This window comes from Denitratisoma oestradiolicum (assembly GCF_902813185.1).
Classification (GTDB): Bacteria; Pseudomonadota; Gammaproteobacteria; order Burkholderiales; family Rhodocyclaceae; genus Denitratisoma; species Denitratisoma oestradiolicum.
In genome coordinates this window covers 1,638,328-1,653,788 of sequence record NZ_LR778301.1, presented here as the reverse complement: position 1 = coordinate 1,653,788, position 15,461 = coordinate 1,638,328, and the positions used below count along the sequence as shown (strand labels likewise).

12 protein-coding genes and 1 tRNA gene are annotated in these 15,461 nt (G+C 64.5%); 3 read left to right on the top strand and 10 right to left on the bottom strand.

What is annotated here, in order from left to right; genetic code table 11:
- Window positions 1–22: 22 nt before the first annotated feature.
- From DENOEST_RS07600 to phaC, 10 genes are all read right to left on the bottom strand, one after another.
- Entirely contained in the window at window positions 23–2,014 is a 1,992-nt protein-coding gene (locus DENOEST_RS07600; protein WP_197970555.1) for an acetoacetate--CoA ligase, read from the bottom strand.
- Complete coding sequence (locus tag DENOEST_RS07595; RefSeq protein WP_145768823.1) at window positions 2,011–2,919, bottom strand: hydroxymethylglutaryl-CoA lyase; 909 nt, start codon at window positions 2,917–2,919, stop codon at window positions 2,011–2,013. The genes DENOEST_RS07600 and DENOEST_RS07595 overlap by 4 nt, the downstream gene beginning before the upstream one ends.
- A 2-nt stretch (window positions 2,920–2,921) precedes the next feature.
- A complete protein-coding gene (locus DENOEST_RS07590; protein ID WP_145768822.1) occupies window positions 2,922–4,925 on the bottom strand; it encodes an acetyl-CoA carboxylase biotin carboxylase subunit in 2,004 nt (667 codons plus the stop codon).
- Window positions 4,926–4,928: 3 nt separating this feature from the next.
- Window positions 4,929–5,720, bottom strand: a complete 792-nt coding sequence (locus tag DENOEST_RS07585; protein ID WP_145768821.1) for an enoyl-CoA hydratase/isomerase family protein — start codon at window positions 5,718–5,720, stop codon at window positions 4,929–4,931.
- 190 nt (window positions 5,721–5,910) lie between these two features.
- On the bottom strand, window positions 5,911–7,518 hold the full coding sequence (locus DENOEST_RS07580) for a carboxyl transferase domain-containing protein (protein ID WP_145768820.1): 1,608 nt from the start codon (window positions 7,516–7,518) through the stop codon (window positions 5,911–5,913).
- Window positions 7,519–7,971: 453 nt separating this feature from the next.
- Window positions 7,972–9,144, bottom strand: a complete 1,173-nt coding sequence (locus DENOEST_RS07575) for an isovaleryl-CoA dehydrogenase (protein WP_145769844.1) — start codon at window positions 9,142–9,144, stop codon at window positions 7,972–7,974.
- 283 nt (window positions 9,145–9,427) lie between these two features.
- Window positions 9,428–9,988 (bottom strand): polyhydroxyalkanoate synthesis repressor PhaR, encoded by a 561-nt coding sequence (gene phaR, locus DENOEST_RS07570; protein ID WP_145769843.1) that lies wholly within the window; start codon window positions 9,986–9,988, stop codon window positions 9,428–9,430.
- A gap of 79 nt (window positions 9,989–10,067) precedes the next feature.
- Window positions 10,068–10,808 (bottom strand): beta-ketoacyl-ACP reductase, encoded by a 741-nt coding sequence (phbB, locus tag DENOEST_RS07565; protein ID WP_145769842.1) that lies wholly within the window; start codon window positions 10,806–10,808, stop codon window positions 10,068–10,070.
- Between the two features lie 71 nt (window positions 10,809–10,879).
- Window positions 10,880–11,620 carry a beta-ketoacyl-ACP reductase gene (gene phbB / locus DENOEST_RS07560; protein ID WP_145769841.1) on the bottom strand — a complete coding sequence of 247 codons (741 nt, stop codon included), beginning with the start codon at window positions 11,618–11,620 and terminating at the stop codon, window positions 10,880–10,882.
- Window positions 11,621–11,697: 77 nt separating this feature from the next.
- Window positions 11,698–13,407 carry a class I poly(R)-hydroxyalkanoic acid synthase gene (gene phaC / locus DENOEST_RS07555; RefSeq protein ID WP_232096465.1) on the bottom strand — a complete coding sequence of 570 codons (1,710 nt, stop codon included), beginning with the start codon at window positions 13,405–13,407 and terminating at the stop codon, window positions 11,698–11,700.
- 218 nt (window positions 13,408–13,625) lie between these two features.
- Between phaC and DENOEST_RS07550 the strand changes: the two genes are divergently transcribed.
- From DENOEST_RS07550 to DENOEST_RS07540, 3 genes are all read left to right on the top strand, one after another.
- A tRNA-Arg gene (locus tag DENOEST_RS07550) sits at window positions 13,626–13,702 on the top strand.
- Between the two features lie 199 nt (window positions 13,703–13,901).
- Window positions 13,902–14,654 (top strand): TerC family protein, encoded by a 753-nt coding sequence (locus DENOEST_RS07545; protein ID WP_145769839.1) that lies wholly within the window; start codon window positions 13,902–13,904, stop codon window positions 14,652–14,654.
- Window positions 14,655–14,680: 26 nt separating this feature from the next.
- Window positions 14,681–15,445 (top strand): SDR family NAD(P)-dependent oxidoreductase, encoded by a 765-nt coding sequence (locus DENOEST_RS07540; protein WP_145769838.1) that lies wholly within the window; start codon window positions 14,681–14,683, stop codon window positions 15,443–15,445.
- Window positions 15,446–15,461 lie beyond the last annotated feature (16 nt).

The window sequence follows — 15,461 nt, the reverse complement described above, 5'->3', positions numbered from 1 at the left end:
AAATCGCCGGTGAACCGTCCCCTCAGACCAGCAGCTCCGGCCTTGCCGTGAAGTGGCGCAAGGCCTCCGGGTTGGCCAGGGCCTCGATGTTTTTCACCGGTCGTCCATGGACGACGTTGCGCACGGCCAGTTCCACCCGCTTACCGCTCTTGGTCAGGGGAATCTCCGGCACCTGGACGATCCGGGCCGGCAGGTGACGGGGCGTGGTGTTTTCCAGAATCGCCTGCCGGATGCGCGCCATCAAAGCCTCGTCCAGCATCAGGCCCTCCCGCAGCCGCACGAAAAGCACCACCCGGACATCGGTCGGCTTCTGCGGCGGCCACTCCTGAGCGATGACAATGGACTCCAATACCTCGGACAGGCGCTCCACCTGCCGATAGATTTCGGCGGTGCCGATGCGCACCCCGCCCGGGTTGAGGGTGGCATCGGAACGGCCATGGATGATCAGCCCCCCATGGGCGGTGATCTCGCAGAAGTCCCCATGGCACCACACGCCGGGGAAGCGCTCGAAATAGGCGGCCGCGTATTTGCCGCCTCCAGGATCGTTCCAGAAGCCGATGGGCATGGAGGGAAAGGGCTGGGTGCAGACCAGCTCCCCCTTTTCGCCCCGGATTGGACGCCCCGCCTCGTCCCACACGTCCACCGCCATGCCCAGCCCGCTGCACTGAATCTCGCCGCGCCATACGGGCAGCATCGGGTTGCCCAGCACGAAACAGGAGATGATGTCGGTGCCGCCGGAAATCGAGGACAGTTGCAGCTCAGCCTTGATGGCCCGATATACGAAGTCGAAGCTCTCCGGCGCCAGGGGGCTGCCGGTGGACAGCAGCACCCGCAAGGCGGAGAGGTCGTAGTCCTGGCCGGGGCAGAGCCCGCTCTTGGCGAGAGTCTCCAGATACTTGGCCGAGGTGCCGAAATGGGTGATGCCCTCCCTCGCCGCGTAATCCCACAACACCCGCCCGCCGTCGATCATGGGATTGCCGTCGTAGAGCATGAGGGTGGCCTCCGACGCCAGACCCGACACCAGCCAGTTCCACATCATCCAGCCGCAGGTGGTGAAATAAAACAAGCGGTCGCCGGGGCGCACATCGCAATGCAGCCGATGTTCCTTGAGGTGTTGCAGCAGGGTGCCCCCCGCGCCATGGACGATGCACTTGGGCACCCCGGTGGTGCCGGAGGAATACATCACGTAGAGGGGGTGATCAAAGGGCAAGGGGGTGAACACGGGTTCGCTGCGGTCGCCATGGGGCGCGATGAAGTCCCCATAGCTGACCGCTTTGGGAAGGTCGCCCACCCCCTCGTTAAGGGCCAGATAGGACACCACGACCAGCCGCTGCACGCTGGGCAGCCGGGGTAGCAGATCGGCAAGCCGGGCGCGAATGTCGATGACCTTGCCGTTGTACCAGTAGCCATCGCAAGCAATCAGCACCTTGGGCCCGACCTGCCCGAACCGATCCACCACGCCCTGCACACCGAAGTCCGGGGAGGCGCTGGTGAATACCGCGCCCATGCTGGCCGCCGCCAGCATGGCCACCAGGGTCTCGGGCAGGTTGGGCAGGTAGGCCGCGATCCGATCGCCCGCCACCACCCCGGCCTCCTCCAGCGCAGCGGCAAAGCGGGCCACTTCGGTGCGCAATTCCCGGCGCGACATGCGCCGCACCACCTTGTCCTCGCCCCGGAACACCAGGGCCTCGGCATTGCTACTGTCCCGCAGCAGATTCTCGGCGAAGTTGAGGCGGGCATCGGGAAACCAGCGGGCGCCCGGCATGCGCTCGCCATCCACCAGGCCCCGAGCACCGATCTCGCCGATCACGCCCCCCTGGTGCCAGATCTCCCGCCAGAATGCCACCGGATCATTGATTGACCAGTCATGCAGCGCCCCATAGTCCGCCAACGCCAGACCCGATGACTGCCGGGCACAGGCCATGAACGCGGCCATGGCGCTGGCACCCGCCCGTGACGGCGATGGCACCCATAGGGGGCGGTTCTGCAGCGCGTCGGCAACCATGCGCGTCATTTCTGGCAACGGCGGCCCAGGGCCAGGCCAGCCTTCGAGTTCGAGGCGCGGCCCAACTGGGCCGATATCCAGGCGCCGACAGCCACCAAGCTGTCGAGATCGATGCCGGTCTCGATGCCCAGACCGCGCATCAGCCAGACCACATCCTCGGTCGCCACGTTGCCTGCGGCGCCGGGTGCGTAGGGACAACCGCCGAGGCCGGCCACGGAGGCGTCGAAAACGCCCACGCCCATCTGGAGCGAAGCGTAGATATTGGCCACGGCCATGCCGTAGGTGTCGTGATAGTGGCCGGCGATCTGCGCCAGGGGAACGCGCCGCGCCACCGCCTCTATCATCGCCTTGGTCTTTTCCGGTGTGCCGATGCCGATGGTGTCCCCCAGGCTGATTTCGTAGCAGCCCATCTCATGCAGCGCCCAGGCCATGTCGGCCACCGCCGCTGGCACCACCTCGCCCTGATAGGGGCAGCCGAGCACGCAGGAGACATAGCCCCGCACCGAGACACCAGCGGCCTGGGCCGCCGCCGCCACGGGACGGAAGCGATCCAGGGATTCAGCCATGCTGCAATTGATATTCTTCCGGGAAAAGGCTTCGGAGGCAGCGCCGAACACCGCCACCTCCCGGGCCCCCGCCGCCAGGGCGGCTTCCAGTCCCTTCTCGTTGGGCACCAGCACCGGATAGGAAAGCCCGGGGCGGCGCTCGATTTGCGCCATCACTTCCGCGTTGTCCGCCATCTGGGGCACCCATTTCGGCGAAACAAAGGCGGTAGCCTCGATGGCCGACAGCCCCGTCTCGGCCAGGCGCCGGATCAGCTCAATCTTGACGGCCGTCGGGACCGGTTGCTTCTCGTTTTGCAGGCCGTCGCGAGGGCCGACTTCGACGATCTTCACTGAGGATGGAAAAGCCATGATCAACCTCGGTTCACTTCAAATTCCAGCAATTCTGCGCCGTCCTCGACCTGGTCGCCGACACCGTAGCGAAAGCGTTTGATCGTCCCAGCGGCCGGGGCGATGATGGTGTGCTCCATTTTCATTGCTTCCAGGATCAGCAGGGGGGCGCCCTGCTCCACCCGCTTGCCGGGCTGGGCAATCAGCGCGACGACCCGGCCAGGCATCGGAGCGCTGAGCCCCCCCTCGGCGCTGCCCCCACTGCCTGCCGGGAGCAGCGGATCGACGGCTGCAAAGACGAAGGCACGGCCGTGCAGGAAAACGTGGCGCTTCCCGGCGGCAATCACCACTGTCCCGTTGATGCGGCGGCCGGCCAGGTCGGCCCACAACTGCCCCCCCGGACCGAGGGTGCCGCTGACGGCCGTGGCCCGGCCGTCGACTTCAAGCACGAAACCCCGCTCCCCATAGGCGACGGCGATGGACCGTTCGGCCTCACCGGCCCGGAACACCAGGGTGCGGCGGGCGGCGCTGTTGATGCGCCAGCCGTCCCGCAGATGCCAGGGGGAGTGGGGGTCCGTATCGCTCCGCGCCCCGTCGAGCGCCGTCTCCTGCTCGCGCAGCAGCTCGGCCAGGACCACGACCAGCCAGGCTTCGGCCGGCGGCTCGGTGGCGGCAGGGAACAGAAAGTCATGCTCGCGCTCCACCAGCCCGGTGTCCAGGTCGGCCTGGGCAAAGGCCGGGCAGGCCACCAACCGGGAGAGAAAGTCCACGTTGTTGGCTACGCCCACGACACGATACCGGGCCAGGGCTTGCAGCATGCGCGCGCATGCACGCTCCCGGGTCTCGTCCCAGACGATGAGCTTGGCGATCATCGAATCGTAGTGGGGCGATATTTCGTCGCCCTCTTCGACCCCGGTATCGACCCGGACATGCAGCGACTCCTCCGGCGCTGCCAGATGCACCAGCCGGCCGGAAGCCGGCAGGAAGCCCTGGTCCGGATCCTCGGCGCATATCCGCGCCTCCAGGGCATGGCCGTGAATGGAAAGCTGCTCCTGGACCAGGGGCAAGGGCTCGCCGGCGGCGATGCGCAACTGCCATTCGACCAGATCCAGCCCGGTGATCATCTCGGTCACGGGATGCTCCACCTGCAGGCGTGTGTTCATTTCCATGAAATGGAAATTGCCTTCCCGGTCCAGCAGGAATTCCACCGTGCCGGCCCCCACATAGCCGATGGCCTGGGCGGCGACAATGGCTGCCTGCCCCATCGCCCCCCGGCGCTGGGGCGTCATGCCGGGGGCCGGCGCCTCTTCCAGTATTTTCTGATGGCGGCGCTGCACCGAGCAGTCCCGCTCGAAGAGGTGGACGCAGTGGCCCTGCCGGTCGCTGAAAATCTGGATTTCCACGTGACGCGGGCCTTGCAGGTACTTCTCGATCAACACCTGCTCATTGCCGAAACTCGCTGCCGCCTCGCGCTTGCAGGAGGCCAGGGCGGCGAGAAATTCACTGGACTGATGCACCGCGCGCATGCCCCTGCCGCCGCCACCGGCGATGGCCTTGATCAGTACCGGATAGCCGATGCGCTCGGCCTGTGCCTTCAGGAAGTCGGGCGCCTGCTCGTCGCCGTGATAGCCCGGCGTCACCGGCAGACCAACCTCTTCCATCAGTTTCCTGGCTTCGGACTTGGACCCCATGGCCCGGATCGCCGATGCCGGCGGGCCGATGAAGACGAGGCCCTGGGCCGCGACTGCATCGGCGAAGTCCCCATTCTCCGAGAGGAAGCCATAGCCCGGATGGACGGCCTGGGCGCCCGTTTGCCGGCAGGCGGCGATGATCCGGTCGATGGCAAGGTAGGACTCGCCCGGGGCGGCCGGCCCGAGCAGCACGGCCTCGTCGGCGAGGCGCACATGGCGCGCCTCGGCATCGGCTGCGGAATACACCGCAACGGTGCGGATGCCCATGCGGCGCGCCGTCCTGATCACCCGGCAGGCAATCTCTCCCCGGTTGGCGATCAGTATCCTCTCGAACATGCTTCAGTCCCCGGCCGGCCAACGGGGCCGCCGCCGCGCCAGGAAGGCCGCCATGCCTTCCCGAGCTTCATCGGTGGCACGGATGCGCGCGATGCGCCGGGCCGTGTCCTCGATCAAGGGGTCATCCAGGGGCCGGCCGGCGACGGCGGCGATCAATGACTTGCACTCGGCCTGGGCCTGGGGGCCGTTGGCCAGCAGGGCCGAGACGATCCCATTCACCGCCCCGTCGAGGGCCGGGATATCGACGGCCAGTTCGTGAACCAGGCCCAGGCGATGGGCCTCGGCAGCCGAAAAGGGCTGCGCCGTCAGCATGTAGCGCCGCGCCTGGCGCGGGCCGATGGCGGCGACCACATGGGGACCAATGACGGCGGGGATGAGGCCCAGCCTCACCTCGGTCAGGGCAAAGCGGGCATCCGCGGTGGCGACGGCGATGTCACAAGCCGACACCAGGCCGACACCGCCACCGTAGGCGACGCCCTGCACCCGCGCCACGGTCGGCTTGGGCATCCGGGCAAGGCATCCCAGCATCGTGGCGAACTTGCGCGCATCGACCAGGTTCTCCTCGGCACCCCGAGCGGCGGCACGCAGCATCCACTTGAGGTCGGCACCGGCGCAGAAGTGCTGGCCGGCGCTGGCGATCAGGATGACACGCACCTCGGCACTGGCCTCCATCGCCGCCAGGGCGTCGCTCAGCTCGGCGATGGTCTGGTCGTCAAAGGCATTGTGGCGCTCGGGACGATTGAGGGTGATGCGACCAACACTGTCTTCGGTCCGGACGAGGATATTGCGGTACATGATCTCTCCTCTAAGCCGGCCAAGCCGGAGCACAACAGGGACAGCTTTGATGAAGGCGTGTGATGTTTGGCCGGGAAAGCAAATCAAGGCCCGCCCCCTCCCATCCTCCCCCTCGCGGGGGAGGCGATTGTATCGGCTCGCTTCGCTCGAAATTCCTCTCACGATTTGCCATGACTTGACTGATTAGTGACTACATGCGGAACACACCGAACGAGGTCTTCTCGATCGGGCCGTTGAGGGCTGCCGAGATACCCAGGCCCAGGACCCGCCTGCTCTGGGCCGGGTCAAGCACCCCATCGTCCCAGAGCCGGGCCGTGGCGTAATAGGGGTGACCCTGGGTTTCGTACTGAGCGCGGATCGGCGCCTTGAAGGCATCCTCCTCCGCACGGCGCCACTGCTTACCCGCCGCTTCCTGGGCATCGCGACGGAGGGTGGAGAGCACCGAAGCCGCCTGTTCGCCGCCCATCACCGAGATTCTGGCATTGGGCCACATCCACAGCAGGCGCGGGCTGTAGGCGCGGCCGCACATGCCGTAGTTGCCGGCGCCGAAGGAACCGCCGATGATCAGGGTGAACTTGGGCACCCTGGCCGTCGCCACCGCCGTGACCATCTTGGCGCCGTCCTTGGCAATGCCGCCGTTCTCATACTTGCGACCGACCATGAAGCCGGCGATGTTTTGCAGGAACAGGAGCGGGATGCCGCGCTGGGCGCACAGTTCGATGAAGTGGGCGCCCTTCCGGGCCGACTCGGCGAAGAGGATGCCGTTGTTGGCAACAATGCCTAGAGGATAGCCGTGGAGATGGGCGAAGCCCGTCACCAAAGTCGTGCCATAGCGGGCCTTGAATTCGTCGAAGCGCGAGCCGTCCACCAGGCGCGCGATCACTTCGCGCACATCGTAGGGTTTCTTGCTGTCGGCGGGAATCACCCCATAAAGTTCGGCGGGATCGTAGAGCGGTTCCTCCGGCGTCGCCAGGGCCAGGGAAATGGTTTTTTGCCAGTTGAGGTTGCCGACGATGCGGCGGCAGATCGCCAGGGCGTGCGGGTCGTTCTCCGCCAAGTGGTCGGCGACGCCGGAAATTGCCGTGTGCACATCGCCACCGCCAAGCTCTTCGGCGCTGACGATCTCGCCGGTGGCGGCCTTCACCAGGGGCGGGCCGCCAAGGAAGATGGTGCCCTGGTTGCGTACGATCACGGCCTCGTCCGACATGGCCGGCACATAGGCGCCGCCGCCGGTGCAGGAACCCATGACAACACCGATCTGGGGTATGCCCAGAGCCGACATGTTGGCCTGGTTGAAGAAGATGCGGCCGAAATGATCCCGGTCCGGAAACACGTCGTCCTGGGCCGGCAGATAGGCCCCACCGGAATCCACCAGATAGATGCAGGGCAGGCGGTTCTGCTGGGCGATCTCCTGGGCGCGCAAGTGCTTCTTCACGGTGATGGGGAAATAGGTGCCGCCCTTCACCGTGGCGTCATTGGCGACAATCACGCACTCGACGCCATTGACGCGGCCGATGCCGGTGACGAGGCCGCCGCAGGCCACCTCGTTGCCGTACATGCCCCAGCCGGCCAGAGGCGAGAGTTCGAGGAAGGGTGCCCCCGGATCGATCAGAGCGTCGATGCGGTCCCGCGCCAGCAGCTTGCCCCGGGCCAGATGCTTGTGCCGGGCCGCTTCCGGCCCGCCCTGGGCGACCAGGGCGGTCTTTTCGCGCAGGTCGGCCACCAGGGCAGCCATCACCGCGGCATTGGCCTTGAAATCATCGGCGCGGGTGTCGAGCCGGGACTGGATGACGCTCACTGGACTACCCTCCCCCCAACCCCCTCCCCACGGAAGGGGGTGACGGCGGTTCGCCGCTCTGCGGCTCCGGGTCCGGGCTGGCGTCCCTTCGGACGGCCGTGCGGAACGCTCACTGGACTACCCTCCCCCCAGCCCCCTCCCCATGGAAGGGGGTGACGGCGGTTCGCCGCTCTGCGGCTCCGGGTCCGGGCTGGCGTCCCTTCGGACGGCCGTGCGGAACGCTCACTGGACTACCCTCCCCCCAGCCCCCTCCCCATGGAAGGGGGTGACGGCGGTTCGCCGCTCTGCGGCTCCGGGTCCGGGCTGGCGTCCCTTCGGACGGCCGTGCGGAACGCTCACTGGACTACCCTCCCCCCAGCCCCCTCCCCATGGAAGGGGGTGACGGCGGTTCGCCGCTCTGCGGCTCCGGGTCCGGGCTGGCGTCCCTTCGGACGGCCGTGCGGAACGCTCATGTCAGCGGGTCTCCTCGAACAGCTCACGACCGATCAGCATGCGCCGGATTTCACTGGTGCCGGCGCCGATCTCGTAGAGCTTGGCATCCCGCCATAGACGGCCGGCGGCACAGTCAGTGGTGTAGCCGACGCCGCCCAGGGCCTGGATGGCCTCGCCGGCCATCCAGGTCGCCTTCTCGGCGGCATACAGGATGGCACCGGCGGCATCCTTGCGCAGCCGGCGAGCGTCATCGGCTCGATCAAAGGCCTGGCCGAGGGCATACACATAGGCGCGGGTAGCCATCCAGGTCGCATACATGTCCGCGATCTTGCCCTGCATGAGCTGGAACTCGCCGATGCTCCGGCCGAATTGCCGGCGCTCATGCAGATAAGGCACCACGATATCCATGCAGGCGGCCATGATGCCCAGAGGCCCGCCGCACAGCACCGCCCGCTCGCGGTCGAGGCCGCTCATCAGTACCCTGGCGCCCTGTCCGACCCCGCCCAGCACGTTCTCTTCCGGCACCTCCACGCCGTCGAAGAACAGCGGATAGGTGTTGGAGCCGCGCATGCCCAGCTTGTCCAGGTGCTTGCCGTGGCTGAAACCCTTCATCCCCTTTTCGACGATGAAGGCGGTGATCCCCCGGGAGCCGGCGTCCGTGTCGGTCCTGGCATAGACCACCAGGACATCGGCGTCGCCGCCGTTGGTGATCCACATCTTGCTGCCGTTGAGCAGATAACGATCGCCCTTGCGCTCGGCCCGCAGCTTCATGCCCATCACGTCGGAACCGGCGGCGGCCTCGGACATGGCCAAGGCCCCCACGTGATCGCCGGAAACCAGCCTGGGCAGATAGTGGGCCTTCTGAGCACCAGTGCCATTGCGATGGATCTGGTTGATGCACAGGTTCGAATGGGCGCCATAGGACAGGCCCACCGAGGCGGAGGCCCGGGAAACCTCTTCCAGGGCAATGATGTGGGCCAGATAACCCAGCTTGCTGCCGCCGTATTCCTCTTCCACCGTCAAGCCATGGAGGCCCAGATCACCGAATTCTTTCCATAGCGATGAGGGGAACTCGTTGCTCCGATCAATCGCCTCCGCTCTTGGGGCAATCCGATTGGAGGCGAAAGCCCGGACCGTCTCGCGCAACATATCGATCGTTTCGCCATGATTAAAACTCAGGCTTGGAATCCGCATCAAATCTCCCGTGGGCCATCCGAGGACATGCAGCCCTTGTCATTATGGCAAACGCCGGCATGCTTGCAATTCCAACCGTCCGGGACGGAAAAAGCCTGATATTCCAAGCCTAACGCCCATGGTGGCAGGCCGCCACCCCGAATGATGAAACCCGTCACCCCGGCGCAGGCCGGGGTCCAGATCGGTGGCCCCCTGGATTCCAGCCTGCGCCGGAGTGACGAGCCGCGGTTCACGTTAAAACGACAAAGCCGCCCAAGGCGGCTTTGTCGTCTGCAACCAGCCACTACTTCTTGTCGTCCTTGGGCGGAGAAAAATCGGGGAACTGCATGCCAGTGAACATCTTGCGGGTCTGCTCCTGCATGTTGTCCTGCATCTGCTGGAACATCTTGCGGCTCTGCTCCACATAGGTGCCCATCATGCTCTGCATGGCGGGGCCCTGGAAATTGAGAAACTGGGACCAAAGCTCCTGGTTCGCCGCAGTATTTTCGCCGCCGTATACCCCTCGCGCCTGCTCGTTGAACTTGGCCTGCATTTCGGTAAAGGCCTTGAGATTGTTCTCCAGATACTTGCCCATCATCCCCTGCATGGCATTGCCATAGAAGCGGATCATCTGGGCAAGGATGTCAGCGGTGAACATGGGCGAGCCGGCCGCCTCCTCTTCAAGAATGATCTGGAGCAGGATACTGCGGGTCAGGTCCTCGCCGCTCTTGGCATCCACCACCTGAAACTCCTCGTGCTGAAGCACCAGCCCCTTGACATCCGCCAGCGTAATGTAGCTGCTGGTCTTGGTGTCATATAGCCGGCGGTTCGGATATTTCTTGATCAGACGATTCTGCCCAGCCATCACCGCATCTCCTCCGCGTATCCGCGCTTTATTTAGTTAGATTCTGCCATGTTCCAGCGGCCGATCCCTGCAAGCGGGGTCAATACATGTGCAGGCCACCGTTGATGTTCAGGGTTGCCCCCGTCATGTAACCGGCGATATCGGAGGCCAGGTAGGCGCACAATCCGCCGATTTCCTCCGGCGTGCCCATGCGGCCGGCGGGAATGGTGGCGGTGATGGAATCACGCACCTCCTGTTTGATGGCCATGACCATGTCCGTGGCGATATAGCCGGGAGCGATGGCATTCACCGTCACGCCCTTCTTTGCCACTTCCTGGGCGATGGCCTTGCTGAATCCCAGTATCCCCGCCTTGGCGGCGGAATAGTTGGCCTGGCCGAACTGCCCCTTGATGCCATTGACCGAGGAAATGTTGATCACCCTGCCCCAGCCCCGTTCCGCCATGCCTTCCAGCACCTGGCGGGTGACGTTGAACACGGAATCCAGATTGATGGTCAGCACCGCATCCCACTGGCTCTTATCCATCTTGCGGAACATGCCGTCCCGGGTGATGCCGGCGTTATTCACCAGCACATCCACGGGGCCGATCTCGGATTCGATTCTTTTCACCATGGAGGCGCAGGAATCGAAATCCGACACATCGCCTTCGGCCACGCGAAAATCGAAACCCTCGGCCTTGGTTCTGGCCAACCATTCATCTTTCGGCGGAAAACCGGGCAGGCAGTTTGCCACCACGGTATGGCCGCTCTGGGCAAGCGCCTTGCAGATCGCGGTGCCCAGACCGCCCATCCCCCCTGTTACCAACGCTACCTTCTTGGACATTTCGCTGCTTCCTTCGATACACAAAAAAATCTGTAAGAAGCGCGTGCCGCAAGCCACGCGCTTTCTGGCAATCAATACATGTGTTGACCGCCGTTGATGGAAATATTGGCGCCCGTCACGAAAGCCGCCTCCTCGGACGCCAGATAGGCTACCAGGCCCGCGACCTCTTCGGGCTTGCCCAGGCGCGACATGGGAATCTGGGGCAGGATCTTGCTGTCCAGCACATCCTTGGGGATCGCCGTCACCATCTTGGTGCCGATATAGCCCGGGGAGATGGTGTTCACAGTGACGCCCTTCTTGGCCACTTCCAGGGCCAGGGCCTTGGTGAAACCGTGCATCCCTGCCTTGGCTGCAGCGTAGTTGGTCTGGCCGAAGGCGCCTTTCTGGCCATTGACCGACGAAATGTTGATCACCCGGCCCCAGTTGCGGTCGCTCATGCCATCCATGACCTGCTTGGTCATGTTGAACACAGAATCCAGGTTGGTTCGGATCACCGCATCCCAATCATTCTTGCTCATGCGCTTGAAGGTCATGTCACGGGTGATGCCCGCGTTATTCACCAGCACATCCACCGGTCCCAGATCCTTCTCGATCTGTGCCACGCAGTCGCGACAGGAATCGAAGTCGGCCACGTCGCAGGGATAGGCCTTGAAGCCGTAACCCATGTCGTTCATGCCCCGCAACCAGTCCTGGGCCTTGGTATTGGTGGGGCTATAGCTGGTGACGACCTTGTAGCCCAGGGCCGCCAGCTTGATACAGACCGCCTCCCCCAGACCGCCCATTCCGCCGGTAACCAACGCAACTCTTTGCATTATCGACTCCTCCGATGACTCACCATGGGGCTGCTGATTGACACTGCGCGGACGCGCCCCTTTCTCGCCCCCGCGGATTATGCCCGTTCCTTCACGTAACGGCCGGGAGCCGGCTCAATGGGCGGATGCACAGCATCCCCCAGCATCGACCGGGCCGCAATCCTGCGCCCGCCGAAAGCCTTGAGCCACTTGGCCCAGCGGGGCCACCAACTGCCCCGGACCTCCTCGGCCCCCGCCAACCATTGTTCCGGTTCCGCCTGCTCCAGTCCCTGGGGGTTGATCCAATGGCTGCGCTTGTTGGCTGCTGCAGGATTGATCACCCCGGCGATATGACCCGAAGCCCCCAGCACAAAGGTGACCTCTCCCCCCAACAGCCGGCTTGATGCGAAGGCGCCGTGCCAAGGAACGATGTGGTCCTCCCGGGTTGCCAGCACGAAGGCCGGCATATCCACCCTCCCCAGGTCGGCCCGGACACCGCACATGTCGAGCCGCCCCGGCACCCGCAGATTGTTTTCCAGATACATGTTGCGCAGATACCAGACCAGGAAAGGTCCCGGCAGGTTGGTGGAATCCGAGTTCCAGTAGAGCAGGTCAAAGGCTGGCGGCGTATCGCCCTTCAGATAATTGCCCACCACGTATTGCCAGATCAGTTCATTGGCCCGCAGACTGGAGAATACCGAGGCCAGCTCCCGCCCTGGCAACAGCCCTCCCTGGCCCACGGAAGTCTCCCGCATGGCCACCGATTTTTCATCCACGAAGCAGCCGATCTCGCCGGGCTCGGCGAAATCCAGCAGGGTCGTCAACAGGGTCAGTGACTTGGCCGGCTCGTCGCCCCGGGCCCGAGCCACCGCCAGAGCCGAACTCAGCAGGGTGCCGCCGACACAGAAACCCAGCACGTTGATCTGCTTGATGCGGCAGATCGCCCGCACCTGGTCGATGGCCTCCAGCACGCCGCGCTCGATGTAGTCGTCCCAGCCCAGATGGCCCTGCTCCGCCTTCACATTGCGCCAGGACAACATGAACACCGTGTTGCCCTGCTCCACTGCGTAGCGCACGAAGGAGTTATGGGCCTGGAGATCGAGGATGTAGAACTTGTTGATGCAGGGAGGCACCATCAGCAGGGGGCGCTGGGCCACCTTGTCGGTCAGTGGCGCGTACTGGATCAACTGGAACAGTTCGTTCTCGAACACCACCGCGCCCGGCGTAGCGGCCAGATTGCGCCCCACTTCGAAGGCGCTCTCGTCGGTCATGGAAATGCGCCCCTTTTCCAGGTCCGCCAGCAGATTGGCGATGCCGCGCCGGATGCTCTCGCCCTGGGTTTCCAGGGCCTTCTGGATGAATTCGGGATTGGTGGCTGCGAAGTTGGAAGGCGCCAGAGCCTCCACGGCCTGGCGCACCATGAAGCGCACCTGACGCCGCTCCTGCTCCCCTTCCAAGGGTAGAGCTTCCACCAGGCGCCCCAGATAATCCGCATTGAGCAGATAGGCCTGGCGCAGATAGTCGTAAATGGGGCTATCAGACCAGGCCCGGCCGGAAAACCGCCGGTCGCCGGGAGGCGCGGAAACGAAGGCGCCCGGAACCCGAGACTCACCGGACTGCAACATTCCCTGCCAGAGCCGGCCATAGCTCGCCAGCAAGTCCCGCTGCAATCTGCCCACCGCCCCACCATCGGGCTCGGGCGCAGCCTGTTGCTGTGCCGCCCAGCGCGCCATGCCCTGGGCCATGGCCTGACCGGCCTGCATCAACAACTGCTGCACAAACGGGGGAGAATCCGGCGGCGTGGACATCGACATCTCCTGACAACAGCCGCGCGATCCGAACGGCGGGAAGGATGGAGGGTGGATTTTGCATTGCACAAAAAGCAGCTGTCAAGGCGATTCCCATTCGAGACATCAGGTTTCATCGCATTCATTGACCCACAAATGGGATAGTCTGGAAAAATACCTTCCGGTGCCTTGCCCGAAGGAAAGTTTTAGGTATAATTCGGCCCCTCTTGAGAGACAGCGCGCCCGTAGCTCAGCTGGATAGAGTACTTGGCTACGAACCAAGGGGTCGGGCGTTCGAATCGCTCCGGGCGCGCCAAAATCAAGTATGGAAATGGGCACTTCAATCGAAGTGCCCTTTTTCTTTTTCGCGCTGGCAGAAGCGACCCTGGCTACCGGTAACCAGAGATTCCTGACCGGACGACGAATGAACAGATCCTGACGCGCCAGCCCCTCCCCCACAGGCATAATGACGCCCTCGCGGCCCCGCCCGGGCCAGCTCATCCTACTTTGCCATCATGATCGAATTCCTGCTCAACCCCGAAATCTGGATCGCCTTCCTGACCCTGACCGCTCTGGAACTGGTACTGGGCATCGACAACATCATTTTCATCTCCATCCTGGTGGACAAGCTGCCCCGTGCGAAGCAGGAATTCGCCCGCCGCATCGGCCTCTTTCTGGCCATGTTCATGCGCATCGGCCTGCTGCTGCTGCTGTCCTGGATCGTCGGCCTGACCGAACCGGTGCTGACGGTGCTGGGCCAGGATATCTCCGGCCGGGACCTGATCCTGATTTCCGGCGGACTGTTCCTGATCTGGAAAAGCACCGGCGAGGTCCATCAACTGCTGGAGGGCGAGGAAGGCGAAGCCTCCCGTAAGGTGGCCTCCAACCTGCTGGGGGTGATCGTGCAGATCATGGTCATCGATCTGGTGTTCTCCCTGGACTCCATCATCACCGCCGTGGGCATGGTCAGCGAAGTCGCCGTGATGATCGCCGCCGTGATCGCCTCCGTGGGCCTGATGATGCTGTTCGCCGCCAGCATCGGCCGCTTCGTCTCCGACCACCCCACCATCAAGATGCTGGCCCTGTCCTTCCTGGTGGTGGTGGGTGTGGTGCTGATCGCCGACGGTTTCGGCCACCATGTGCCCAAGGGTTACATCTACTTCGCCATGGCCTTCTCGGTGGGTGTGGAGATGCTCAACATCCGCATGCGCAAGAAGGCCGTGAAGCCGGTGGAACTGCACGAGCCCTATGTCCGCGAAGCGGAGTGACCGGGTAACTTTGCCCCGTCCAAGCCATGAACCATAAGGTCGCCATCGTTGTCGGCGGGACCGGCGGCGTCGGTTCCCTGGTCACCCTGGGCCTGGCCGAGGCCGGCCATGACATCGCGCTGATCTATCACGCTGCCGATGACAAGGCGGTCCAGTTGAAAAGCCGCATCGAGGCCGCTGGCCGGCGCTGCATGGTGGTCAAGGCCGATGCCAGCGACCCGGTAGCGGTGGCCCGGTTCGTCGGCGCGGCCCGGGATGCCTTCGGCCGCATCGATGTGCTGGTCAATACCCAGGGCTGCACCCATGAACTGCGCCTGCTGCATGAAAGCCCGGTGGATGACTTGCGCCGGACGGTAGACGTGGAACTGATGAGCGTCCTCTACTGCTGCCAGGCTGTAGTACCGACGATGATCCACCAGAAACAGGGGAGGATCGTGACCATCGGCGCCGATGCCGGCAAGGTGGGCTCCAGCGCCGAAGCGGCCTCCGCCGCCGCCCGGGGCGGCGTAATCGCCCTGTCCAAGGGCCTGGCCCGGGAAGTGGCCAGCTACGGGATCACCGTAAATGTGGTCTGCCCGGGCCCCATAGAAACGGAACTTTTCCAGCGCAACAGCGGACAGGGCACCATCACCGCCAAGCTCAGCGCCGCCATGGTCAAGGCGACCCCCATGAAGCGACTGGCTCGCCCGGAGGAAGTGGCGGATATGGTGATCTACCTGGCCACCGGCCAGGGCTCCAGCTTCGTCACCGGCCAGGCCATCAGCATCAGCGGCGGCCTGACCATGTGCTGAATCGACGGCACTCGGT